This is a genomic window from Paraburkholderia lebeckiae (assembly GCF_050436225.1).
In the GTDB taxonomy this organism is placed as follows: Bacteria; Pseudomonadota; Gammaproteobacteria; order Burkholderiales; family Burkholderiaceae; genus Paraburkholderia; species Paraburkholderia tuberum.
The window spans coordinates 1,012,541-1,038,089 of record NZ_JBNDLU010000002.1; the positions used below are offsets into that span (position 1 = coordinate 1,012,541).

At 61.0% G+C, this 25,549-nt stretch carries 19 protein-coding genes and 1 tRNA gene; 13 read left to right on the plus strand and 7 right to left on the minus strand.

Features of this window, described 5'->3' with window-relative positions; all coding sequences use genetic code 11:
• Positions 1-57: 57 nt before the first annotated feature.
• The gene (locus OKW45_RS19400) at positions 58-2,748 is read right to left on the minus strand and encodes a TonB-dependent receptor plug domain-containing protein (protein ID WP_429470535.1); all 2,691 of its coding nucleotides are present in this window, start codon (positions 2,746-2,748) and stop codon (positions 58-60) included.
• 1,073 nt (positions 2,749-3,821) lie between these two features.
• On the opposite strand from OKW45_RS19400, the gene OKW45_RS19405 reads away from it, so the two are divergent.
• The 13 genes from OKW45_RS19405 (at position 3,822) to OKW45_RS19465 (ending at position 19,058) form a co-directional block, all read left to right on the plus strand.
• On the plus strand, positions 3,822-4,433 hold the full coding sequence (locus OKW45_RS19405; RefSeq protein WP_018417496.1) for a MotA/TolQ/ExbB proton channel family protein: 612 nt from the start codon (positions 3,822-3,824) through the stop codon (positions 4,431-4,433).
• A gap of 24 nt (positions 4,434-4,457) precedes the next feature.
• The gene (locus OKW45_RS19410; protein WP_018417497.1) at positions 4,458-4,877 is read left to right on the plus strand and encodes an ExbD/TolR family protein; all 420 of its coding nucleotides are present in this window, start codon (positions 4,458-4,460) and stop codon (positions 4,875-4,877) included.
• Positions 4,874-5,617 (plus strand): energy transducer TonB, encoded by a 744-nt coding sequence (locus OKW45_RS19415; RefSeq protein WP_429470536.1) that lies wholly within the window; start codon positions 4,874-4,876, stop codon positions 5,615-5,617. The genes OKW45_RS19410 and OKW45_RS19415 overlap by 4 nt, the downstream gene beginning before the upstream one ends.
• 176 nt (positions 5,618-5,793) lie before the next feature.
• Positions 5,794-7,683: an extracellular solute-binding protein gene (locus OKW45_RS19420; RefSeq protein WP_429473318.1), complete on the plus strand. Its 1,890-nt coding sequence runs from the start codon at positions 5,794-5,796 to the stop codon at positions 7,681-7,683.
• Between the two features lie 7 nt (positions 7,684-7,690).
• Positions 7,691-8,743: a microcin C ABC transporter permease YejB gene (locus tag OKW45_RS19425; protein WP_429470537.1), complete on the plus strand. Its 1,053-nt coding sequence runs from the start codon at positions 7,691-7,693 to the stop codon at positions 8,741-8,743.
• Positions 8,697-9,809, plus strand: coding sequence for an ABC transporter permease (locus tag OKW45_RS19430; RefSeq protein ID WP_429470539.1), 1,113 nt, complete (start codon positions 8,697-8,699; stop codon positions 9,807-9,809). The genes OKW45_RS19425 and OKW45_RS19430 overlap by 47 nt, the downstream gene beginning before the upstream one ends.
• Positions 9,809-11,455 carry an ABC transporter ATP-binding protein gene (locus OKW45_RS19435; protein WP_429470541.1) on the plus strand — a complete coding sequence of 549 codons (1,647 nt, stop codon included), beginning with the start codon at positions 9,809-9,811 and terminating at the stop codon, positions 11,453-11,455. Before OKW45_RS19430 ends, OKW45_RS19435 begins: the two co-directional genes overlap by 1 nt.
• Positions 11,452-12,891, plus strand: a complete 1,440-nt coding sequence (locus OKW45_RS19440; RefSeq protein ID WP_429470543.1) for a TldD/PmbA family protein — start codon at positions 11,452-11,454, stop codon at positions 12,889-12,891. Before OKW45_RS19435 ends, OKW45_RS19440 begins: the two co-directional genes overlap by 4 nt.
• Positions 12,888-14,276: a TldD/PmbA family protein gene (locus tag OKW45_RS19445; RefSeq protein ID WP_429470545.1), complete on the plus strand. Its 1,389-nt coding sequence runs from the start codon at positions 12,888-12,890 to the stop codon at positions 14,274-14,276. Before OKW45_RS19440 ends, OKW45_RS19445 begins: the two co-directional genes overlap by 4 nt.
• A 34-nt stretch (positions 14,277-14,310) precedes the next feature.
• Positions 14,311-14,892: a GNAT family N-acetyltransferase gene (locus tag OKW45_RS19450; protein WP_429470546.1), complete on the plus strand. Its 582-nt coding sequence runs from the start codon at positions 14,311-14,313 to the stop codon at positions 14,890-14,892.
• Positions 14,889-15,452: a GNAT family N-acetyltransferase gene (locus OKW45_RS19455; RefSeq protein WP_429470548.1), complete on the plus strand. Its 564-nt coding sequence runs from the start codon at positions 14,889-14,891 to the stop codon at positions 15,450-15,452. The genes OKW45_RS19450 and OKW45_RS19455 overlap by 4 nt, the downstream gene beginning before the upstream one ends.
• Before the next feature lie 7 nt (positions 15,453-15,459).
• Positions 15,460-18,645, plus strand: a complete 3,186-nt coding sequence (locus tag OKW45_RS19460; RefSeq protein ID WP_429470549.1) for a multidrug efflux RND transporter permease subunit — start codon at positions 15,460-15,462, stop codon at positions 18,643-18,645.
• Between the two features lie 336 nt (positions 18,646-18,981).
• A tRNA-Met gene (locus OKW45_RS19465) sits at positions 18,982-19,058 on the plus strand.
• A gap of 170 nt (positions 19,059-19,228) precedes the next feature.
• On the opposite strand, the gene OKW45_RS19470 is transcribed toward OKW45_RS19465, so the two are convergent.
• The 6 genes from OKW45_RS19470 to OKW45_RS19495 all read right to left on the minus strand — a co-directional run bounded on the left by OKW45_RS19470 (position 19,229) and on the right by OKW45_RS19495 (position 25,407).
• Positions 19,229-19,663, minus strand: coding sequence for a hypothetical protein (locus OKW45_RS19470; protein WP_429470551.1), 435 nt, complete (start codon positions 19,661-19,663; stop codon positions 19,229-19,231).
• Between the two features lie 98 nt (positions 19,664-19,761).
• Complete coding sequence (locus OKW45_RS19475) at positions 19,762-20,988, minus strand: ISL3 family transposase (RefSeq protein ID WP_429470553.1); 1,227 nt, start codon at positions 20,986-20,988, stop codon at positions 19,762-19,764.
• 78 nt (positions 20,989-21,066) lie between these two features.
• Positions 21,067-21,762 (minus strand): hypothetical protein, encoded by a 696-nt coding sequence (locus OKW45_RS19480; RefSeq protein ID WP_429470555.1) that lies wholly within the window; start codon positions 21,760-21,762, stop codon positions 21,067-21,069.
• A 282-nt stretch (positions 21,763-22,044) separates the two neighbouring features.
• Positions 22,045-22,386, minus strand: a complete 342-nt coding sequence (locus OKW45_RS19485; RefSeq protein ID WP_429470557.1) for a DUF3761 domain-containing protein — start codon at positions 22,384-22,386, stop codon at positions 22,045-22,047.
• Positions 22,387-22,475: 89 nt separating this feature from the next.
• Complete coding sequence (locus OKW45_RS19490; RefSeq protein ID WP_429470559.1) at positions 22,476-24,173, minus strand: GIY-YIG nuclease family protein; 1,698 nt, start codon at positions 24,171-24,173, stop codon at positions 22,476-22,478.
• A 211-nt stretch (positions 24,174-24,384) separates the two neighbouring features.
• A complete protein-coding gene (locus OKW45_RS19495) occupies positions 24,385-25,407 on the minus strand; it encodes an IS30 family transposase (protein ID WP_429409801.1) in 1,023 nt (340 codons plus the stop codon).
• Positions 25,408-25,549 lie beyond the last annotated feature (142 nt).

A 25,549-nucleotide genomic window follows, 5' to 3' on the forward strand; every position in this document is an offset into this window, starting at 1 on the left:
CAACGAAGAAGAGGCAAGAGGAGACCTTCGGTCCTGCGATAAAGCCCGCTGCGACGATCAGAAGCGGTAGGTCGCACCGATCTGGAAGAAGCGGCCCAGATTCGTGTACAGCGACTGGTCGTAGCCGGTGATGTCCGGCGTTGCTTGCCACTCCACGTCAAACGGCGGCGTCCTGTCGAAGATGTTCTGGATGCCACCATAGATCGTCCAGTTCTTGAAGCCGCGATACGTCATCATCAGGTTGAACTGGCTATACGACGCCACCGAACCCGTGCCACCGTCGCCGAACTCGGCCGCCACCGCGTTGGTGTACGGACCCGTGTACTGCCAGCTCAGCGTCGTGGTCATCTTGCGGTAATCCCACGTCAGGTTCGTGTTGCCCTTCCAGCGGGGATTCGATGCACCGAACGGTTGCAGCAGCGCGAGGTTGTTACCCGCGAAGTCCTGCGTTGCAGAGCCCGGGCTGTTCAGCTTGAAGTGCCACACGTACGCCCAGTCGCCCGACAGCGTGAACGTGCCGTACTTCGTGCCGACCGATTTGCGGAAGTTCATATCGAAGCCGTCGGTGTCCAGCGAGCCGAGGTTGACGAACTGTTGCGCGATGTAGCGGACCGTGCCGTCGGGATTGCGCACGACCCTCGACGGGTCGTTGGCATCCAGCACGGCATTCGGATCGTCGGTACCGATTACGCCGTCGATATGAATCTTGTAGAACGCTGCACCGATATCGGTCGACGCATCCGGCGACAGTTCGAAGCCGATGTTGTAGTTCTTGGTGTGCTCCGGTTGGAGGTTCGGGTTGCCGTTGATCTGTTCCGTCGTGAAGTGCTTGGTCGGCACGCCGCTCGGGTCGTTCGGATCGACGAGGTTCTGGTGAGCCAGGTAGGTTGCCTGCGAGTTTTCGACCAGCGTCGGCGCGCGGAAACCACGGCTGTACGACGCGTACGTCGTCAGCATCTGGACCGGCTGGAAGCGCAGTGCGAAGTTCGGCGAGAACGCGCCGCCGAAATCGCTATAGTGGTCGTAGCGGCCCGCTTGCGTGAACGTCAGGTTGTGGATGATCGGAATATCGATCTGGTAATACACGGCCGCGATGTTGCGTTCGCCGTCGACGGACTGAACGTTCGCCGGCACGACGATCCCTTGCGACGAGTACGTGCGCGGGTTGATCAGCGAGCTTTCGTGACGGAATTCCGTACCGAAACCCATGCCGACCGGGCCAGCCGGAAGGTTGAACAGATTGCCGGTCGAGGTCTTCGCCGTCACGCTGTCGAGCTTCGAGATCGCCTGCTGGTTGTCGTTCTGGAACAGGCCGTTCAGACCGTTCGGTGTCGATGCCGGGTTCGCGAAGTTGTAGCCGCCGTTCGGGCCGAGGATGTTTTCAAGCGCGGCCGTGTTGATCATGTTCGAGTACGTCGTGTCGACCGTGCTCTGCGAATGACCATAGTCCACCGACCAGTCCCAGTCGCCGATCTTCGCCGTGGTGAACGAACCCTTCACGCCCGTCGACGCCTTCCAGAACGTCGATACCGTGTCTGCGCGCTGCGCAACGCCCGGGAAGGTCAGGTTGATCGGCGTATCGACACCGTACGGGTTGTACGGATTCAGCGCCGACACCGTGCGGTCGAGTTGCGACACCGAGCCGGTCGCTGGATTGAAAACGTTCGACGTGCTGCTGATGGCCGGGCTGCCGAAATACTGGACCGTCTCGTTGCGGCTCGCCCACAGGTCGGCGTAAGCCTGTATGTCGTCGTTGATCTTGAAGGTGCCACGCACCTTCGCGTTCATACGCGTCGTCTGCGGAATCAGCGAGTACGTGTTCGCGTTCTTGTACACGCACGATGCACCCGCCGCGTTAGTGCTGCCCGGAGGGCATGGGCTCAACGCGGCGGTCGAGCCGTCGGGCAGTTGCCAGAATGACTGCTGATTCGGACCCAGAGGACCAGCCGACCCACCAGGGAACTGACTGAAGTCTTCGTTTTTGGTCATGTCGCGCTGGTCGAGCGTCGAACCGGAATCGCGATAGTAGCTGGCGGCTGCCGTCACGTTGAAACGATCCGAGTTCAGGTTGCCGAAGCCGCCGAGCACGCTGAAGTTGCCCTGACCGTCACCCGGATGCTGTGCCTTGCCGAGCTGCCCGTCGATCTGAAGACCCTGGAAGTTCTTCTTCGTGATGATGTTGACCACGCCGGCAATCGCGTCGGAACCGTATTCGGACACGGCGCCCGTCTTCACGACTTCGATGTGATCGACGATGTTCAGCGGGATCGTGTTGACGTCGAAGAACGTGTCGGTGAAGTTCACCGCCTGTGCGTAGTTCGCGACGCGTTGGCCGTCCACCAGCACCAGCGTGTACTTCTCGGACAGACCGCGCAATGCGATCCCCGAGCCGCCCGGCGCCGTGCCGTTCATCGTGGTGGAACCCCAACTGGACGCGGAGTTGGCAGACATGCCGCGCAGGAAGTCGGCCACGGTCGTGTAGCCGCTTTGCTGGATTTCCTTTGCTGTAACGGTCTGGACTTCGACGTTGCCGGTCTTGTCCGATGTGCGGATCAGCGAACCGGTGACTTCTACTTTTTCGAGCTTGCTGACGGCGGGGGGAGTCGCCGCTGGCGTGCTTGCGGCCGTCGGAACGGCCGCTGTATCAGGTTGGCTTTGTGCGTGAGCCAGCGGGACGAACGCCGCTGTCAACACCAGCTCGGCTCCGATGATTCTTTTGATGGCTGAGGCCAATCGCTTTTGTTTCACTTCCGCTCCTTCTTGTTGTTAAGGCCACTTCCGTTGAACGATCACGCAAACGCAGGCGCGAGTTGCGCATGCGCTGCCGTGCGTTGACGTCAGCGAGTTCTTCGCTGTCCGGCGCATCCCCGCGCCGTCCCGCACATCCCGTCCAGGGTGCGTCGCCGATCGTGTCGGACGCGCGCCTTGGTCTTGAAGCGAGCGCAGCAAGAGCACGAGATATGCCATGTGTGAGGTCGCGGACCGTCGGAAAGGCCTTGAGCGGCCTCCGCAAATGCATCGAGGCGATTGATTTGCTTAGGAATTAAGTCTTACGAAAAATTTTGTTACGCGGGTAATGCCTGGAAATAAAGCTCTCCTCGTGCGTGTAACAGAACACAAGAAAATTTCAATTAAAAAAGAATACAGGCCGGTGGTTCGTTGTTGTTACGATTGGTGCGAAATTCGCACCGCGCGAATGCGTTAATTCCGAATTGGTGCATTAAATAAAGGTGGATCAAACGCAATGAGATTCCCTAATTCTGGGCAATTAAGATGCCTTAAAAACGCTAAGTAATAAATGTAAGGAAATGATCGGTAAGATGGCTTCGCGTTGCGTGAAGCGTTTTTGTGGCGGGGATTGGTCTTCAATTGGTGTTTAGGGTGTAAGACAGCAGAAAGTAGAAAGAACGATACATGTAATAAAGTTGGCTATGTCGTATTGGGCGTTGCACCAAAGCGTTTCAATTGCGATTTTTCGCACCATTTCGGCAATGGCGAATTAAAGACCTTGCCAGGGTAAGTCTTCGAAAGCGGCTTTACGACATTACCGAAATCAATTTGTTTTGATATACGCGTGTGCGAGCGCCACGCAAGCCTTCGGGATGCGAGTTTTTGTTGCGCTACGTAAGGCCATGAAATAAAAGGCAAAGCGTTCCATGTAAGGGGTTGGCGACGTCTTTACGGCGCAATCAGACACTCGACCTGGTACGGGCTTTGCATTGCTGGCAGGCCTTTTTAGCTGGCGACCCATAAGGCAGCCGGCATCTCGATACCCACCGTTATTCAACGGCCGCTTGAGCCCGTACTAACCGGAGTCCGCAGTGCTGAATACCCTCATTAACTACTCGATCCAGTCGATGGGTCTGATCCCTCTCCTCGCGTTCATCTTCCTGCTCGGCATCGCGATCATCATCGAACGATTCATGTTCTTCTCGCGTGCCGTGCGTGCCGGCAGGACCCTCGAACATGACCTGAAACTCGTCGATGCAGCCAATCCCGACGATGCCGCCAAAGTGGCCGAGCACTACAAGCAGACCGTGCAAGGCGAACTCGTGAAGTCGGCGATGAAAGTGAAGGGCAAGAGCGAAGCCGTGGTCGAACGCGAGATCGAGGAAACGATCATGTTCCAGTTGCCGCGTCTCGACCGTAACCTGTGGATTCTCGACACGGCCGTGACGCTCGGCCCGTTGCTGGGTCTGCTTGGCACGATCATCGGCATGGTCGAATCGTTCAACGTGCTCGGCACCAGCGGCACCGCGAACCCGAACGGTGTGACGGGCGGCATCGGTCACGCACTGACGGCCACCGCGTGCGGGCTGACCATCGCGATCATCTGCGTGATCTTCCTGAACTACTTCAACAAGCGTATCCGGATGACGGTCAACCAGTTCGATCTCATCAAGTCGTTGCTCGTATCGCGCTTCGCAGTCTGACGCCCTCACTCAAGGAGACGGACCATGCGAAACCATCGCAGCCATTACCTCGGCGGTGAAGAGAAAGCGCGCATCGAGATCATCCCGATGATCGACATCATGATGTTCCTGCTGGTGTTCTTCATGCTCGCGACGCTGAAGATGATCCAGGGCACAGGCATCAAGCTCGACCTGCCGCAATCGAGCACCGCCGAGCAGTTGCAGCAGACCGTCAAGCTATCGATCGGCGTGACGAAGACGGATGAAATCTATCTGGATTCGAAGCCCGTGACGCCGGAAGAACTGACCGCGCGTCTGCAAGGTCTGGTTCACGACTCGAAGAAAGTGGATGTCGCGATTGCCGGCGACGAAGGCACGAGCTACAAGAATATCGTCAAGGTGATGGACCTGGTGCGCGCGGCGGGCATCAGTTCGGTTGCATTGGCCACGAACCCGACGACATGAGTTCACCGGCCATCGACATGAAAGATCCGCAAAACCGCCTGGACGGCGCACTCTGGGCATCGACGACGCCGGCGCATCACGGTCGCATGCCCATGAAGCTGGCGATCGGCGTTGCGGTGCTGGTCGAGGCGCTGGTGATTCTGGGCGTGTCGCACATGAAGTTCCAGCCGCCGCCGCCTCCGCCGCCGAAGGAGATGCGCGTGCAGATTGCGCCGCCGCCTCCGCCACCGCCGCCGCCCGAGGTGAAGAAGCTGGAGCCGCCGCCGGCGCCGCCAAAAGCGCAGCCGAAGCACGAAATACCGAAGCCGACCCCGACGCCGCCGCCGCCGCGACCGACGCCGCAGCCGGTGATCCAGCCCACGGCGAATCCGGCTCCGAACGCTCCGGCAGTCGCGTCGCCGACGCCTGCGCCGGCACCCGCTCCTGCACCGGCCGCGCCGCCGGCGCCACCCGCGCTGCATGGCGTGGTGGACGGCCGCGGTCATTGCCAGTCGGTGCAGCCGGTGATTCCGCGCAAGGCATTGACGGACGGTATTTCGGCGGACGTGATCGCGCATCTGACGATCGGTACGGACGGCAAGGTCAGCGACGTGAAGATCATTCGCGTCACGCCGCCGACGTCGGTGTTCAACGAAGCCGTGATTGCCGCAGGCAAGGCGTACAAGTGCGAGAAGAATGCCGAGCCGTATGTCGGCGAAGTTCAGTTCTCGTTCAAGACCACACCGTCCGACGACGAGTAACCACGACGAGTAACGACGACGAATAAGCTCAGCTTCGACGCGAACTTCCGGCCTTCGCAATTTACCCATCCGGCCTTCAACCCGGAACCGCGCGAGCGGTGGCTACCCGCCGCTGCCCGCGCGGTTTCGAAGCATCGCGCGTCGGCTACGAGCCGATGCGCGTCCAGACACGCATGATGACAACCGACAGGTTTCGAGGCCCGCGCGCGAGCGTCGTTACGGCGCGGGTTGCGATGACGCTCGTCGCGGGGCTGCTGGTCGTGCCGTTGACGACCGCGCCCGCGTTCGCGAGGGCGTCGATCGCGCAGTACGACGCGCCGAAGTATCCGTCCGGGTTCACGCATTTCGATTACGCGGACCCGAATGCGCCGACCGACGGCACACTGGTTTTCCAGAACTACGACGAAGCGCAAAGCTACGATTCGCTGAATCCGTTCCTGACGCGTGGTGCGTCGGCGCCGGACATCCTGCATCTGATGTTCGATACGCTGATGCAGCGCAGCTGGGACGAACTCGCGTCGGAATACGCATTGATCGCCGACGACGTCGAGGTGGCGCCGGATGGCAAATCAGCGGTGTTTCATATCGACCCGCGAGCGCGCTTTTCGAACGGCGATCCGATCACCGCCGAGGACGTCAAGTATTCGTTCGATACGCTGACCAGCCCGCAGGCATCGCCGCTGTTCAACTCGCAGTTCGCGGTGATCAGCCGCGCCACGGTGCTCGACCCGTCGCGGGTGCGCTTCGACTTCAGGCACGTCGAACGCGACGCGCCGTTGATCGCAGGCGACCTGCCGGTTTTCTCGCGCAAGTGGGCAATGCAAGCCAACGGCACGCGCATCGCGTTCGATCAGTTGACCAACGTGCCGCCGGTGTCGAGCGGCCCGTATCTGATCGAGCAGCGCAAGAACGACACGCATATCGTCTACCGTCGCAATCCGGCTTACTGGGCTGCAAATTTGCCGTCGCGGCGCGGCATGGACCATTTCGCGCGCGTCGCGTTCAAGCTCTATCACGATCATTACACGCAGCTCGAATCGCTGAAAGCGCTCGATACCGACGTGATGGTCGAATACAGTTCGATGCAATGGGCGCGCCGTTATATCGGCAAGAACTTCGAGAACGGCGCGTTGCAGCGCAAACTCTTTCCGGATCACGGCGCGCAGATGCAGGGGCTGATGTTCAACACGCGCAGGCCGATGTTTTCGGATGTGCGGGTGCGGCATGCCCTTGCACTCGCGTTCGACTACGACTGGCTGAACCGGATGACCTTCTATGGCCAGTACCGGCGCACCAACAGCTACTTCGACGATAGCCCGTTCGCCGCGCAAGGCGTGCCCACCGCTGCCGAACTCACGCTGCTCGACCCGTATCGCGCGAGTTTGCCGGCGGCCGTGTTCGGTCCAATGGTCAGGCAGGCCGACACGATTGCGCCGCACACGTTGCGCGACAACCTGCTCGAAGCGCGCGGCCTGCTCGCCGAAGCGGGTTGGACGGTGCGCGACGGCCAGTTGCGCGACGCGCACGGCAACCCGATGTCGATCGAAATCATCGACGATCAGCCTGGCAACGATCGCGTACTGTTGCCGTATATGCGCAACCTGCAACTGCTCGGCATCGATGCGCATATGCGCGAGATAGATAGTGCGTTGTATCAGAAGCGGATCGACAACTTCGAGTTCGATATGACGACGTTCATCTATCTGCGCGTGACGATTCCCGGTTCAGAACTGGAGCGTCGTTTCAGCAGCGCATCGGCATCGCAGGTCGGCTCGGAGAACTATCCGGGCGTGAGGTCGCCGGCGGTCGATGCGCTGGTGCGCGCGGTGATGCGCGCGAGCACGCTGAACGAACTCGAAACCGCGACCCATGCGCTCGACCGCGTGCTGATCAACGGCTATTACCTGGTGCCCGAATATTTCGCGCCGGATACGCGCATAGCGTACAAAAGCGCGCTCGGCTACCCGTCGGTGACGCCGGTCAGTTTCCAGGGCGAGGACTGGATCGTCAGCTACTGGTATCGCAAGACGCCGTCCGCTGCGGCCAACACCGCCGAGGCGAAGTGAGGGGCTTATGTTTATCTACATCATCAAACGTCTGCTGCTGATGATCCCGACGCTGATCGGCGTCGTAACGCTGACGTTCTTCGTGACGCAGTTCGTGCCGGGCGGCCCGGTCGAACAGATGATGACGCAGTTGCGTCACGGCCAGCAGCGCGACGGCGAAGGCGGAGGCGGAGGCAACGCGTATCACGGCAGCCAGGGCGTCGATCCGCAGCAGATCGAGCAGATCAAGAAGCAGTTCGGCTTCGATAAACCGCCGCTGACGCGCTATCTGAAGATGCTGAGGGACTACGCGCGTTTCGATCTCGGCCAGTCCTACTATCACCATCAGAGCGTGTGGGCGGTGATCCGCTCGAAACTGCCGGTGTCGATCACGCTTGGGTTATGGACGGTCGTGCTGACCTACATCGTGTCGGTGCCGCTCGGGATCGCGAAAGCGGTGCGCAACGGCTCGCGCTTCGACACCGCCACCAGCGTGATGGTGCTGACCGGCTACGCGATTCCGGGCTTCGTGTTCGGCGTGCTGCTGCTGATGCTGTTTGGCGGCGGCACGTTCTGGCAGGTCTTCCCGATGCGCGGCCTCACGTCCGATAACTTCGACGAACTCAATGCGTTCGGCAAGGTGCTCGATTATCTATGGCACATCGTGTTGCCGGTGACGGCGTCGGTGGTTGGCAACTTCGCGATCGTCACGATCCTGACCAAGAATACGTTTCTCGAAGAGATTGGTCGTCAATATGTGCTGACCGCGCGGGCGAAAGGCGCGCCCAAGCGTGACGTGCTGTGGAAGCACGTATTGCGCAACGCCGCGATTCCGCTGCTGACCGGGCTGCCCGCTGCGTTTATCGGCGCCTTCCTGAACGGTAACCTGCTGATCGAAACACTGTTTTCGCTCGACGGCATGGGCCAACTGTCTTATGACTCGGTGATCCGCCGCGACTATCCGGTCGTGCTGGGTTCGCTGTTCCTGTTCACGCTGATTGGTCTCGTGACCAAACTCATTGCTGACGTCTGCTATGTCCTCGTCGACCCCCGTATCCAATTCAACAGCCTGGACCGATGAACTGCCGCCCGGCGCGTTGCCGGTATCCGTGTCGCCTGGGCGACGCGTATGGCAGCGTTTCCGCCGGCAGAAGCTCGGTTACTGGAGTCTGATCGTGTTCGCAACGCTGTTCGTGCTGAGCTTGCTCGGCGAAGTGCTCGCGAATGACCGGCCGTTGATGGTCCGCTACGACGGCCATTACTATTTTCCGATCGTGAAGGATTATCCGGAAACGATGTTCGGCGGCGATTTTCCGACCCGCGCGAACTATCTCGATCCGTTTATCCGCAAGCAGTTGACGGAGAAAGGCAACTTCGCGATCTACCCGCCGAATCACTACCACTACGACACGATCGATTACTTCGCGACGCGGCCGTTTCCGGCGTCGCCGTCCGCGACCAACTGGCTCGGCACCGATCAATACGGCCGCGACGTGCTGTCGCGATTGCTGTACGGCTTCAGGCTGTCGGTGTTGATGGCGCTTGCGCTGACGGTATCGGGTATCGTGCTGGGCGTGCTGGCTGGTGCGTTGCAAGGCTTTTACGGCGGCCGCACCGACCTGATCGGGCAGCGCCTGATCGAAGTATGGGGTTCGATGCCGGACCTGTATCTGCTGATCATCTTCGCCTCGATCTTCGAGCCGAGTTTGTGGCTGCTGTTTATCCTGCTGTCGATGTTCGGCTGGCTGGTGCTGTCCGACTATGTGCGCGCCGAATTCCTGCGCAACCGTTCGCTCGATTACGTTCGCGCCGCGCGCACGATGGGTTTGAGCAACTGGCAGATCATCTGGCGTCATCTGCTGCCGAACAGCATGACGCCGGTGATCACCTTCCTGCCGTTCCGGATGAGCGCCGCGATTCTGTCGCTGACGAGTCTGGACTTTCTGGGGCTGGGTGTCGCACCGCCCACGCCGAGCCTGGGCGAACTGCTTCAGGAAGGCAAGAACAACCTCGACGCATGGTGGATTTCGGTATCTGCGTTTGCCGCGCTGGTGATCACGTTGTTGCTGCTGACGTTCATGGGCGACGCGTTGCGCAATGCGCTCGACACGCGTTCGCGCGGGTCGGCGTTCGGCGGGGGAAAGTGATGAGCGATGCAACGTTGCACAAGCCTTTGCTGGAAATCGATACGTTCTCGATCCGTTTCGGCAACAAGGTCGCGGTTCGCGAACTGAACCTGACGATCGGGCGTGGCGAGCGCGTTGCGCTGGTCGGCGAATCCGGTTCGGGCAAGAGCGTCACGGCGCTGTCGATCCTGCGCCTCGTCGAACATGCACAGACCAGCGGCGAGATACGTCTCGACGGCGTCGATCTATTGCGGAAAACCGAACAGCAGATGCGCGGGATTCGCGGCGCCGACGTCGCGATGGTGTTTCAGGAGCCGATGACCGCGCTCAATCCGCTGTTCACGATCGGTCAGCAGATCGCCGAAAGCCTGCGTTTGCACGAAGGCTTGCGGCCGAACGCGGCGCACGCACGGGGCATCGAACTGCTGCGCCGTACCGGCATTCCCGAGCCGGAACGGCGGATCGACAGCTACCCGCATCAACTGTCCGGCGGACAACGCCAGCGCGCGATGATCGCGATGGCGCTCGCGTGCCGTCCGCGCCTGCTGCTCGCCGACGAACCCACTACCGCGCTCGACGTCACCGTGCGTCAGCAGATCGTCGATCTGCTGATCGAGTTGCAGGAACAGGAAGCCGCCGATCGCGGCATGGCGGTGCTGCTGATCACGCACGACCTGAATCTCGTGCGCCGTTTCGCCCAACGCGTGGCGGTAATGGAAAAGGGTGTGCTGGTCGAAACCAATACGACCCAGGCGCTGTTCGCAGCGCCGCAGCATCCTTACACGCAGCGATTGCTCGACAGCGAACCGCATCGCGAGATCGAGCCGATCGAACCGCACGCGCGTCGGTTGCTCGAGGTGCAAGGCCTCGCGGTCGATTACCGGACGGCCGCGAAAGGCTGGCGCTCGCTGTTCAGCGGTTCGACGTTTCGCGCAGTGCACGACGTCGATCTGACGCTGCGTCGCGGTGAGACGCTCGGCGTGGTCGGCGAATCGGGCTCCGGAAAATCGACGCTGGCGGCGACGCTGCTCGGTCTGCAACGGCCCGCCGCCGGTTATATCCATATCGACGGCGCGCCGTTGTCCGCTTTGCGTGGAGCGAACTCGCGCCGCGCGTTGTACTCGCGGATGCAGGTGGTGTTTCAGGACCCGTTCGGGTCGCTATCGCCGCGCATGACGGTCGAGCAGATCGTCGGGGAATGGATCGAGGTGCACCGGCCGGAAATCGACGCGCGCACGCGTCGCGCGCGGGTGGGGACGATGCTCGAAGAAGTGGGCATGCCGCAAGAATCGATGCTGCGGTATCCGCACGAGTTTTCCGGCGGGCAGCGGCAGCGCATAGCGATCGCGCGTGCGTTGGCGGTCGAACCGGAAGTGCTGATTCTCGACGAGCCGACCAGCGCGCTCGATGTGTCGATCCAGCAACAGGTGCTTAAGTTGTTGGCGGGCTTGCAGAAGAAGTACCGGTTAAGTTATCTATTGATCACCCATGATCTGGCGGTGATGCGTGCGATGGCGCATCGCGTGATCGTGATGAAGAACGGCCGCGTGGTCGAGGCGGGAGACACGCTCGACGTACTGCATGCGCCGTCACATCCTTATACGCAGTCGTTGCTCGCCGCGTCGATGATCGCGCCGGAGCACGACGAACCCGAGGTGCTGCAATGAGTGAATCGCGCTGGACGCAGGCCACCCGTGCGTTGAAGAGCACCGCGGCGTTCTGGTCCTTACGGATTTGCGATGAACAGATCGACGACCACGAAGTGCGCAACGACGTCGCGCAGCCGCTGCGCACGCAGCGCGAACGCGGCGCCATGCTGACCGCGTGGGCCGGCGCGGGCGCAGGCTATGCGGCGAGCACGGATCTGTCCATCGCGGGCTTGCAGGCTGCGCTCGATATCGCGACGCAACGTGCGCTGGCGAGCGCCGGCGCATCGCTGATCGACCATCGCGCGGTGTCGCGCGAAGCGCTCAGCGGCGCGTATGTCTCGCCCAATGCCGACCAGCCGCTGCCGACGCGCGGCGAATGGCTCGCGCGTCTCGCGCACGAATGCGCCGCCGCGAAAATCGACGACCGGATCGTCGAGCGCACGGCATCCGTGCAGATCACGCGCACCGAACAGGTCTATCTGACCAGCGACGGCGCGCGAATCGAGCAGCGCTTTTGCCTCGTCATGCCGGAAATGAGCGTCGCGGCGCACGCGAACGGCGACACGCAGGTGCGCACGCTCGGCGGCAATTACGGCACGCTCGCGCAAGGCGGCGTCGAAGTGCTGGACCGCTACGCGTTCGACGGCGCAGGCGTGCGGCTCGCCACCGACGCGCTGACCTTGCTGGCCGCGCCGAACTGTCCGTCTGGTCCGCGCGACCTTCTGCTGATGCCCGATCAGATGATGTTGCAGATTCACGAATCGATCGGGCATCCGCTCGAACTCGACCGGATTCTCGGCGACGAACGCAACTTCGCCGGATGGAGTTTCGTGAAGCCGGAGATGTTCGGCACTTACCGTTACGGCTCGGAACTGCTCAACGTGACATTCGATCCGTCGTTGCGCGAAGAAGCCGCGTCGTACGCATTCGACGACGACGGCACTGAAGCGCGCAAACAGTATCTGATTCGCGATGGCGTACTCGAACGTCCGCTCGGTGGCGCGCTGTCGCAACAGCGCGCAAAGATGGCGGGCGTCGCGAATTCGCGTGCGTCGAGCTGGAATCGTGCGCCGATCGACCGGATGGCGAACCTGAATATCGAACCGGGAACCAGCACGCTGGGCGAAATGATTTCCGGCATCGAACGCGGCATCCTGATGCGAACCAATACGTCGTGGTCGATCGACGATCACCGCAACAAGTTTCAATTCGGCTGCGAGCTCGGCCAGTTGATCGAAAACGGCAAGCTCACGCAAATCGTCAAGCAACCGAATTATCGCGGCATATCCGCGAATTTCTGGCGCAGCCTGAGCGCGGTCGGCAATGCCGGCACGCGCGAAGTGTTCGGCACGTCGATGTGCGGCAAAGGCGAACCGACGCAGATGGTGCGCGTCGGCCATGCGTCGCCGCCGTGCGTGTTCACGCATGTCGATGTATTCGGAGGCGCGCGATGACTACAACCCATGCAGTCAATGCATCGAGCGGCTTCGATTTCGCCTCGAACGCGCAGTCGCCGGATTGGCACGCGCATTTCGCGCTGCTCGCCGATGCGATCGACACGTTGCTCAGCGGCGACGAAGTGGCGTTGACGCGGCTGTCGGCGGAGCAATCCGACTTTATCCGCTTCAACGGTGGCAAGGTTCGGCAGATCGGCCGGGTGTCGCAAGGCAAACTGACCGTCCGCCTGATCGACGGCGCCAGCCAGGCGTATTCGAGCTTCACGGTATGCGGCGATCCAGCGACGGATCTGCGCGATATCGCCGATGCGCTGAATACGTTGCGCGACGGCTTGCGCGATGCGCCCGACGACCCGCATCTGTTGTACGACGCCACCCAATGGACCCAATCGACGCGCCGCAGCGGCAAGCTGCCCGCGCCCGACGCGCTGTTGCGGATCGCCACCGAAAGCGCGCGCGGACTCGATTTCGTCGGCTTCTATGCAGGTGGCTCGATGGTGCGCGGCTTCTCGTCGTCGCGCGGCAGTCGCGGCTGGTACGAAGTCAGCAACTTCAGCTTTAGCTGGTCGTTGTACGACCCGAGCGGTCGTGCGATCAAAAGCACGTACACCGGCGACCACTGGGACGACAGCGTGTTCGCCGCGAAGGTCGAACAGGGCGCCGCACGTTTGCCGGTGCTTGGACGCACGCCGCGCGTGTTGTCGCCGGGGCGGTATCGCACGTATTTGGCGCCGTCGGCGATGCTGGAACTGCTCGGCACGGCGTCGTGGGGCGGGTTTTCCGCGCGCGCGAATGCCACCGCGCGCAGCCCGTTTTACCGGCTGCACAGCGGCGAAGTCGCGCTCGATCCGCGCGTGTCGATGACCGAAGACCTGAGCCTGAATATCACGCCGCGCTTCAACGAAGACGGTTATCAGCGCGACAGCGTGCCGTTGATTCACGACGGCCGCAACGCCGGGCAACTGACCAACGCCCGTAGCGCGCGCGAATACGGATTGACGCCGAACGGCGCGCTCGCCAGCGAAACGCCCGACTCGCTGGCGATGGCCGGCGGCGATCTCGACGCCGCCGATATCCTTGCCGAACTCGATACCGGACTGTATGTCGGCAATCTCTGGTACGTGAATTTTTCTGACCGGATGAATTGCCGGTTGACCGGCATGACGCGTTTCGCGACGTTCTGGGTCGAACGCGGCCAGATCGTCGCGCCGGTCGACGCGATGCGTTTCGACGACAGCCTGTACCGTTTGCTGTCGAGCGAACTCGAACGTCTCGACGCCCAGCCGGAACTGCTGCTGAACGATGGAACGGAGGGCGAGCGGCAGACCGGCGGCTGGAAACTACCCGGCTTGCTGGCACGCTCGTTCGAACTGACGCTGTGAGTGAGTTTCCGATGACAGACTGAACGCCATAACAATGACAGAACCAACGACAATATTTGAGAGCACGACACGGTTCGGGGCCGAACCGGTCGAGATCAGCATCAGGCCGCTGGATCCGGACGACGCCGCGCAACTCCACGCGCTGCGTTTATGCCCCGGTGTGATGCGCCAGAACCCGATGCGTCCGTATCCGACCTTGCAGCAGACTCAAGGCTGGCTCGCGAAGCTCGCGGCGCCGTCGATGGCGATTGCAGCGCTGGTGGGCGATACGCTGGTCGGCTCGGCCGATCTGCATCCGGGCGCGCTGCGTCGCGCGCATAGCGGCTGGCTGGGTATCAGCGTGCACGACGACTGGCAGGGCAAGGGCATCGGCACGCGGCTGATGGCCGAACTGATCGATGCCGCCGACAACTGGTACGGGCTGCGCCGTCTCGAGCTGAACGTGTTCGCCGACAACCATCGCGCGATTGCGCTGTATCGCAAGTTCGGTTTTTCGCACGAAGCGACCTTTCGCGGCGCCGTGCTGCGCGACGGCATGCTGATCGACTCGGTGTTCATGGGCCGCTTACGCGCGCCGATGGGTCATCTGCAAGCGGAAATCGAGGCGACCGTATGAACGTCTCGTTGAAACCCGACACGGCGCATGTGATTATCCGCGCCCGCGAAGTGTCCGACCTCGACGCGATCACTTCGTTGATGAACTGCCCCGGCGCGCGGCATGGCACGTTGCAGACGCCGTATCGCTCGAACGCGACGGTCGGGAGCTGGCTCGAAAAAATGCCCGCGAACACGCTCGGGCTGTGCGCGGAGGCGGGCGGTCGCGTGGTCGGGATGATCGACGTGTTGCCGCGCATGCACCGGATGGCGCATTGCGCGGGAATCGGTCTGTCCGTGCATGACGATTACGTCGGGCGCGGCGTCGGCACGGCGCTGCTCGCGGCGGCCGTCGAGTGCGCGGATACGCTGCTCGGCCTGCGTCGGCTGGAGTTGACCGTGTTCGTCGACAACCACCGCGCGATCGCTCTGTACCAGCGCTTCGGTTTCGTCGAGGAAGGACGCTCGCCAGCGTTCGCAATGCGCGACGGCAAGCTGGTCGATGCATTCCATATGGCCCGTTTCGCCGATGCGCCGGTGTTCGCTTCGCCGGTCGCGCTCGCACCGAACCCACACGCGTGAGCATGCCTTGGCCGCCTTTTTTATCGACCGACCGGTCTTTGCGTGGATTCTGGCGCTTGCGGTAGTCATCGCGGGCGCGCTTGCGTTGACGCAACTGCCGGTCGCGCAATATCCCCGACTCGCGCCGCCGCGTATCGTGATCGACGCCGTCTATCCGGGTGCATCGACGGAAGCCGTGGATGCGAACGTTGGCAGCATCATCGAAGAAAGTCTCGACGGTGCCGACGGGATGCTTTACTACGAAACCGGCAGCGACGGCCTCGGCAACCTTGAAATCGCGGCGACCTTCGCGCCCGGCACCAACCCCGATATCGCGATGATGGACGTGCAGAACCGGCTCAAGCAGGTCGAGCCGCGTTTGCCGCAACAGGTGGTGCAGCAGGGTATCAGCGTTTTCAAGGCCGCCAACACGTTCCTGATGCTGGTCGCGCTGACATCCACCGATGGCACGCGCGATTCCGCGCAACTGAGCGACATCCTCAGCCGCGACATCATGCGCGAACTGAAGCGCGCGCCGGGCGTCGGTTCCGCGCAACTGTGGGACGCCGACGAAGCGTTGCGCATCTGGCTCGATCCGATGAAGCTGCGCGAATTCGGCCTCGCCGCGTCCGACGTCAACGCCGCGATTGCCGCGCAAAACGTGAGCGTCGCGGCAGGCACACTCGGCGACGCGCCGCTGGTGGACGGCCAGCAGCTGACCGCGTCGGTGAACGTCAAAGGGCAGTTGCTGTCGCCGGAGGAATTCGGCCAGATCGTGCTGAAAGCGCACCCCGACGGCTCGGCAGTGCGGCTTGCCGATGTCGCGCGGGTCGAGATCGGCCGCGACAACTATACGTTCTGGTCGCGCCTGAACGGCAAGCCGTCGGCGACGGTCGGGATTCAACTCGGGCCGCGCGGCAACGCGCTCGAAACATCCGACGCGATTCGGGCGCGGCTCGCGGAACTGGCGAACCGTTTGCCGCCGGGCGTCGCGGTTCAGGTGCCGTTCGATAGCGCGCGCTTCGTCAACGTTGCAATTCGCGAAGTGCTGATCACGCTGGCCGAGGCGATCGTGCTGGTGTTTCTCGTGATGTGGCTGTTCCTGCGCGATCTGCGCTACGCGCTGGTGCCGACAGTGGTGATTCCGGTCACGCTGATGGGTGCGTTTGTCACGATGTACGCATTCGGCTTGTCGATCAACGTGTTCACGATGTTCGGCCTCGTGCTGGCGATCGGCATTCTGGTCGACGACGCGATCGTGGTGGTCGAGAGCGTGCATCGCGTGATGGACGAGGAGGGCATGGCGCCGCGCGACGCGACATTGAAAGCGATGAAACAGATCGGCGGTGCGATCGTCGGCGTGACGGCGGTGCTGACCGCCGTGTTCGTGCCGATGGCGTTCTTTCCTGGCGGCGTCGGTGGGATTTACCGGCAATTCGCGGTCGCGATGATTGCGTCGATGCTGGTGTCGTCTTTCATGGCGCTTTCGTTGACGCCCGCGTTGTGCGCGAACCTGCTGGGCGCGCCTGCGCAATCGGTCCGTCAGCGTGACGCGCGACGCGGTTTGCGTGGCGTTGCCGCCCGCCTCTCGACGCATTTCGAACAGGGCTTTGATCGCGCGTCGCGCGTCTACCGGGCCATGACGGCCGCCGCGATGCGCCGGGTCGGGCCGCTGCTCGCGGTGTATGCCGTCTTGCTGCTGCTGTGCGGCGCGTTGTACTGGCGGATGCCGGGCGGCTTCCTGCCCGTCGAAGACCAGGGCCAGCTGCAGGTGATGATCCAGTTGCCGGCCGGCGCGACGCAGGCGCGCACGCTCGCCGTCGTCGAAAAGACCGAGTCGATTTTGCGCATGCAAACGGCGGTGGCGAACGTGACAAGCGTGATCGGCTGGAGTTTCGAGGGCAGCGGACAGAACGTAGCGATGTCATTCGTCACGCTGAAAGACTGGGGCCAGCGCGGCGTTGATGCGATGACGCTGCGCGACACGTTGAACCGGTCGTTCAGCCGGATTCTCGACGGCAACGTGCAGGCGCAATTGCCGCCGTCGGTGCCGGGCGTCGGGCATTCGGACGGCTTCACGTTCCGACTCGAAGATCGCGGCGGCTTGGGCCGCGACGCGTTGAAGGCCGCCCGCGACCAGCTTGCCGAGCGCGCGAAGGCCGATCCGTCGCTGGCGTCGATTCATTTCGAGGATCTGCCCGACGCGCCGCGTATCGAACTCGACGTGGACCGCGCGAAGGCGTACGCGCTCGGCGTATCGTTCGACCGGATTGCGGACGTGTTCGGCAGCACCTTTGGCTCGCACTACGTCGACGATTTTCCGGCGGGTGGCCGGATGCGTCGCGTACTGGTGGCGGGCGATGCGTCGACGCGGATGACGGAAACCGATCTGCTGGCGTTGTCGGTGCCGAACCAGTCGGGCGCGATGGTGCCGCTGTCGTCGGTTGCGACGCGCCGCTGGACCATCGGGCCAGTCGCATTGACGCGCTACAACGGCTATCCGTCGCTCGATCTGAACGGCCGTGCGGCGAGCGGTGTCAGTTCGGGGGCGGCGATGGAGGCGATGGAGCGGCTCGCGGCGAGCTTGCCTGCGGGCATCGCGTTCGACTGGGTCGATGCGGCGCGCGAAGAACGCGCGGCGGCGCGGCTGACGCCGTTGCTGCTCGGACTGTCGCTGCTGGCGGTGTTCATGGCGCTGGCCGCGCTATACGAAAGCTGGACGATTCCGCTCGCGGTGTTGATGGTCGTACCGCTTGGCGTAGTCGGCGCCATTGCGGCGATGCTGATGCGCGGCATGCCGAACGACGTCTACTTCAAGGTTGGGATGATCACAGTGATCGGCTTGTCCGCGAAAAACGCGATCTTGATCGTGCAATTCGCGCGCGACCTGAGCCTACGCGGCGTGCCGCTGACGCGCGCGGTGATACGCGCGGCGGGCGCGCGATTTCGCCCGATCGTGATGACGTCGTCGGCGTTCCTGCTGGGCGTCGTGCCGCTGGTGCTGGCGAGCGGCGGCGGTGCGGAAAGCCGCCGGTCGATCGGTACGGGCGTGTTCGGCGGCGTCGTGACGGCGACCTTGCTCGGGCTGGTGTTTGCGCCGGTCGCGTTTCAGGCGGTGGCGGTGGTCGCGCAGCAAGGGCCGCGCGGCGCGCTGCGGCGCTTGCATGGCTATCGGCGTCAGTCGCGCGAGTTGATTCGCGATGTCAGCACATGATCGGCTCACGCGCCGTCGGGCAGCGCAGCAAGAATTGCATCGGGTGGATACGTCATATCAAGTTCCGCTCAACGATGAAGTTAGCTTCTTGCGTTGTTGCGTTCGCGCGGGCGAGGCTCGATGAATGAAGTCCCGGCCAGTTGCTCCGATTCGCGGTAGTCCCGTATCTTATCCGCGTGCGCGAGCGGGGAGTGTGCAACTTGCCGTTGCGATGTTTCGTAGCGCGTGCGACGCATCGCGCCGCGCGAATGTGCCGCTTGGTCGACCGCACTCGATATGTATTTCGCGCCAACATTTGACGTTGTGTCAGCGATCCGATATACTCTTTTTTTCTGACGCGGGGTGGAGCAGTCTGGCAGCTCGTCGGGCTCATAACCCGAAGGTCGTAGGTTCAAATCCTACCCCCGCAACCAATGAAATCAAAGGGTTACACCGCATCGGCGTGTAACCCTTTTGTGTTTCTGGCGCCCGTGTAACCTATGTGTAACCGGTGAAAAGTGAAGTAGAGCGATATCGCTTGCCACGCCATTGCATCAACGTCTCCGTAAGGCATGCATGAGCGCCCCACACGCGGATGGACGGTTCAGACGAACACATCACCACCGAACAGATCAGGCTGACCGCCTGCGTGCTTCATCTGGAACCGTCTCTCCCGCCCTTGCGGTGTCTCGTGGGTCTTGCCGGTCCCATCGACTTTATCAAGCACGGTGGTGACTCGATAACCGGTAACCTTAGCTTTGCCGGCCTCGTCCAGCTGGCGGTCTGTCTCCAAAATGCATCGGAAGCAGTCTCCATGCTGGAAACGCTCCTCCTTTCGGAACACCTGTTCTTTGAACGCCCTGTCATCCATCGCGAAAGAGATATTCTGATCGTTCCAGCGGCCCTTCCATTGGATGTCTCCTTGGACAATAACAGGGGACACAATTTCGATTACAGCCTCTGTGACATTGGGCGAAAGCTTATCGGAATGCCACACGAAACTGGAGAACTCCGACCTTTGGATAATCTGCTCTTTCATTGCTGGCTCGTCATCGGTAGTCCAACGAACACCAACTGCTGTGACCTGTTGATAGGTAATCAGTTGGGCTCTTTTGAAAGTGGAGTGGGTTATGCGGCTCACGAGGCATGCGGGTTGATGCTGGAGAAGTCGAGTTTGCCTGCGATGAGAAACAGGACCGTTCGCATAGTTTCGAAGCGAGCGTATCCGCGTGCCTTGCGCTTGGCGGCCTGAAACAGTCCATTGATGGCTTCGATGAATCCGTTGGTCTGGCGGGTCTGGGTCCAGGCGACGATTCCGTCGAAGTGTCGGCGAATCAATCGCACCACATCCTTCATCGGTTCGACCTTCGAACGCATAACGTTGGTGCACCACTGCTGCAGCATGTCGGAGACGACATTGATTTGCTTGCGCTCGAGAATCTCGCGCAGTTGCTCGCGATATAGCCATGCGCGGGCGGTGCGCTTCGTGGTGTACTGACTGACGAGCGCCTCGAGGTCGGTCAATTGCGCCAGGTTGAGTTTGTTCGCGTCTTTCAGCAGCGTCCAGCGCATGCCTTTGAGTTCCGGGTCGACTTTCTGTTGTTGTCGACGCACGGTATCGAGCGCCTTGGACGCGTGAGCGACGACGTGAAACTTGTCGAAGGTCAGCCGCGCATCGGGCAGATGTTCGTTGACTCCCTTGATGAAAGCCGGCGACATGTCGATGCTGACCGAATCGACTTGCTCGGGCTTGCCACCATGCTGGCCAAGATAAGCCGCGAAGCGTTCAATTGTGCCGGCATCCTTGCCGGTCGTCACGAACACGACGCGCCGCGCCTGCATGTCGGCCACCAGTGTCAGATACTCATGACCGCGCCGGTACGAGGTTTCGTCAATCGCCACCATCGTCACCTCCGACAGGTCCGCCGACGCGAGCGCCAGTTCCACATAGCGCGAGCAGATGGCATGCACCCGGTGCCACGACAGGTTGACGATGCGCGCCACGGCAGCAAACGGCATCTGCTGAGCGAGCATCAGCACAAGCGCCTCGAACAGCAACGTGAAGCCGCTGAGTTGGCCGACCCAATCAGGTTCCACCAACCGTACCGAGCCGTCCGGCAAACGCACACGCGGCACACGTACTTCCAGAAAGCACTCGTGCTGAAAGAAATTCAAATGGCGCAGACGCTTGATTTGCGTGTCGTGCACGGGGTGCTCGCCGGCTACGTCAGCATAGGCAAACCGGCTACCCGCGACGAAGTCCACGGCAATCGTGAGCTGGCGTTTGCCGGTATCAAAGTCGACGCTTTGTACGTACCACGGGGCCCTGATTCCCAAGGCGGCTTCAAACAATTGGTTCGTCATTATTCGTTTCGTCTTGCATGGCTGGTTGCACCATTCTGCCGCAACCAGCCATGACTCAGCTTATCGAATCAGTGCGCATCAAGGGTTCGCTGCGCCGGGCTTACGCCCGCCCTTGACCCGCCAAACCACCCATTGAGAATTCAAAAGAGGCATCAGTTGTTTATAAAAATTAGAACGCTTCCTGTTGACCTTGACGTCCATTTGCAGATTTAGGCCTTTAGCCCCATTGCTCCCTGGCAAACCGTACCCAGTTGACTGCGCGAGATGATGGATCGATGAAGGCGCGGAAACTGACGACGCGGAATTTTGGCCTGCGGGCGGTGCGGGTAACGCGGGACGAGGCGTTGATGGCGGTTCACTGTTAATTTCACGTTGTAGCTTCTGTACTTCTAGCTCCAAGCGCAGATTTTCTATTTTCGAGTGCTCAATGGCCAAGCGGTTCATCTCCAACTGTTGCCTCTCCAGTTCCTCATTCGGCTTGGCGGGAGCAAGCCATATCTGCACTATCAAAGGCAAGAGCGCGACCAAAAAGGCGGTAAATGCAGGGATTGAGACGGCTCGGTTGTCCTTGTGAATCAATACCGTCCAAATGTCGCGAAAACCACCTTCGGCAGGGATGCTTGCCTCAAACTGAAGCTCGACGCCTAGACGGTGCGCGATATAGGAGACTGCGGCCAAAAATTCCGCTTCGCAGCGGTTTCGGATGAACGCGTCCATGGCATGCGAATTATTCTTCAGGTAATAGTGGGCCTCAAGGCGCACAGCATTCTCCACGTTGGCATCTCCTTATTTTTTGGGGCGACAATAGTTTAGCAAGCCAAGCGATGCCCATTTCCAGTTCACTGCCGGATTAACGCGCCTCGCATATCATCTTGGCGCTGATTGTTCCGAGGGTCGTCCGGCGCTGCTACCTGGAGGCCGAGCGCGGTGGACGGGGCTAGAAAGCCGACGCGGTGCATAGATGCTCGCATCCGCTAACAAGTCATACCTGAACGTGCCGAGTCACGACGATAGCGAGACGATCAGATTGTTGGAAGCGCCCGCGAGATGCGCGTGCTACTCCCACTCCGCGACGCCACCATGCCGCGAGCAGGTCCCCGAGTGATGCTGGCTGAAGCTGTAGCTTCCGTCGCTGCAATGGGCCGTAGCGCCCGGTGGAACAGCGTCATCTTTCGTTCTTGAGGGAGCGTGCCCATTATGGCCATCGTGGTTGATGTAGTGGCCGTGGCGCGTCAGGTCGGCCTCGTCTGGCTGGGTCCAGTCGTCTGCCGTCGAGTTGCGAGCATAAACCGGTGTCACCGCCAATGCGGCTATCGCAAGAGCAAGTGCTGTAGCCAATTTCGCTTTGGACATCTGAAAAGTGATTTTCATGAAAATTGGAAACGTGATCGGAAACATCAACTGAATCGGTATCAAACGCACTATTTCGATTCGAGTCGGCGCTTTAGCCGCAATAAACCCTAGCCCGAAGTTGTGAAGCGGTTCGCTTACGGGGATGCGGATTCGAGCTCACTCTCCTTGTCGTCCTCCAAGCCTGCCTCGTAAGCATTTTGTTGACTGAACCACTTGTCTCGCTGCTCCGGGTCCGCCTCAATCTGGCGCGCAATCGAAAGACTTTCGCGGTACTCTATAGCAGCGGCGGTCATCGTCCACGACACATTCAGTCCCATGTCTTCCACGGTCGCACGCAAATCCGCAAGCCCGACGCGGAAAAATTCCTTGCGCGGATTCACCTTGTTGACCTGCGCCTCGAAGAACTTGCGATGCAACGTCCGTTCGAGGTCAGGAGCATTCTCGGACCAGATCATGGCGTGGACATCGAACGAGAATGGCACGCTCGCGTCACCAAGCTCCCGGACGCGGTCCATTGGTTCAAGACGGCGTGTCAGGCCAACCTTGTAAACGTGATCACCAAACGAGCCGACGTTTGAAATGATGTAGACGTGCCCAGCCTTCGTCTGCTGTGCCATCGAAAGCGCACGCTGGTTCTTTTCCTCCGCCTGGCGGAGCTTTTCTTCAAGCTCTGCGAACTGAGCCTCGAACTGCGCCTTCTGCTCTTCCGTTGCGCGCGCAATCTGACCTTGCGCCTTCTCCATCGCGCGTCGAATCAGGTCCTCCTCCTTCGCTGCCTCACGCATCGCGCGCTCGTACTCCCGACGAGCTTTCTCCTCCTCACGCATCTGCTCGCGAATCTGTCGTTGCTCTTCCTTTTCACGCTCACGAAGTTCGTGTGTGCGCACCGCCCAGACCAGTTCCTCGATGCGCGCGCCAATGTACTCCTTCAGAATCCGCGCGTTCCGGAACGCCGCCCCATTGTGGTTCACCAGTGCGGCGGCATCCTTGATTTCCTGTTGCAACGTGCCGAAGTTGTCTACCTTGGCACGAGAAAGGATGGAGTCCACCTTACCGTTGAAAGCGTCGACAACAAACCTGATAGCAGTGTCACGGCGGATTTTTTCGACGTAGTTGCACTCAGCCGCGCGGTTCTGCGTTGCCATCAATTTCGAATAGTCGCGTGCGACCTTGAGCTGTTTTCCTGCTTCCGTATGCGAGTAGGTCTCCGCGAGGTCGTCCAGCAAACTGTGGCTGGGAATCATGTAGGAGTCCCCATAGCCATCGATAACGTTTTTCATTGCGGCAACAGTCGCCGTCAGGCTGTCGGCGTCCTGTAGCGCGCGCAGGGCATCGCCGCCAATTTCCTCCGCTCTTTTGCTGGCATCCTCGATAACCTTTGCCGCCTGCAAGCTGGTGCGCGAAATCATCTGCTCAGCCTCGCCACGCTTCTGCTTGGCCGCAGCGGTCGCCTCTGCCATCAGTCGCGCGACCTCTTCCTCTGTGGCCGCGAGCGATGCGGTTGATTTGCTCTCGGCGAAGTTCAGGATTTGTATCGCTTCGGCTCTGATACGATCGGCCTCGACCGAGGTGTCGCGTATGCTGACAAACTGGCAAAGGGAGTCCCTGTCGGCGGCTGTTGCTGCCAGTTGCTCCCTCAAGGCAGCTATCGCATGTGCATTAGTAGCGTCGTTTTCCTCTTTGACCGTTCGCAACACGTCGAAGCGCGCGCTTAGGTCAATGGACTCCTTCCTGCTTGCCGACAACGCCTTGGAGGCAACAGAGTACCGCCAAAGCAGCACCGTGACGAGGATGACGAGAATTATTAAAGTTAAGACCACGATCTCTCTCAAAGTTCTGCGAGCAATGCCTAGGTTGTGTTAGTGACTCTCAATCCGAAAAGACATATTCCCCATTCGCCTTTCGTGGCGATCCTTGATGCCTTTTCCAGAGAGTGCAGTAAACAGTCCCGTTTTTTCGCAACGGCAGAGAGCATTTCTTCAATCCGGGCGATCGCTTCCTTCTTATTCATGGCGGTTTCAAGAGTGAAGCGCAACAGCGGGTTTAATGTTTAGAGCCTTGAGGTTGACTTGCCGAGGCAAGGGTCGCGGCGAAGACCTCGAATGGCGAATGGAAGGCATGAGTCGCGCGAGGTCGGCTGTTCAGACTGTCGGCGATAGCGTCAAGTTCGTCCTGACTGTAGACCGAAAGGTCTGCGCTTTTGGGCAGATACTGGCGCAGTAGCCCGTTGGTGTTTTCGCAAGTGCCGCGTTGCCAGGGACTGTGGGGGTCGCAGAAGTACACCTTCACGCCGGTTGCGGCGGTGAGCTCTTTATGGCGCGACATTTCTTTGCCCTGGTCGTAGGTGAAGCTCTGCCGTAATGGCGCGACAATCGAATTGAGTTTGGCGGAGAAGCCCGCCAGCGCTGAAGCGGCGGTGGCGTCTTCCATCTTGGCAAGCAGCACCAGCCGGCTGGTCCGTTCGACCAGCACGCCTACCGAGGACTGGTTGCCGGCACCCTTGATGAAGTCGCCTTCCCAGTGCCCAGGCAGCAGTCGGTCTTCGATTTCGGGCGGCCGCACATGAATACTGACCATGTCAGGAATCTGTCCGCGCCGGTCTGTGCCCCGTGTACGCGGCATGCGCGTGCTGTGGCCATGGCGCAAGCACGCAATGAGCTGACGGCGCAGTTCGCCGCGCGGCTGGGCATAGATGGCCGTGTAGATGGTTTCGTGCGAAACCTGTTGGGTCGGGTCGGTCGGATACATACGCTTGAGTGTGCCCGATATCTGCTGGGGTGACCATTTCCACTCGAGCAGGGTGAGAACGATACGCCAGCAGACGCTTTGCAGGCAAAGCTTTGTGGGATGGCGACCCGCGCTGCGGCGTGCGGCACTGAGTGCTTCAGCCGACACGGACGCGTAGCCAGCGGGAGAGCTGTTTCGCGTCAGTTCCCGGCTAACGGTGGCCGGCGAGCGCCCGAGTATCCGGGCCATGGCCCGGATACTCGAACCCTGCAGATGCAGGCTTGCAATGGTCAGACGCTCTTCAGGTTGAAGTTGCTGGTACTGAGTTCTTTCGTGCATCGCAACACCTTATACGAGATAGGTGTTGCACTTCAGATTTGAGGCCGCCCATCCTTTAACCTTGGTTCGGCGTACAACCGCACAAAATTCATTCGCGCGCGCCGCGAGATGATGCAGGAGTGGGCCGATTACCTTGACCGGA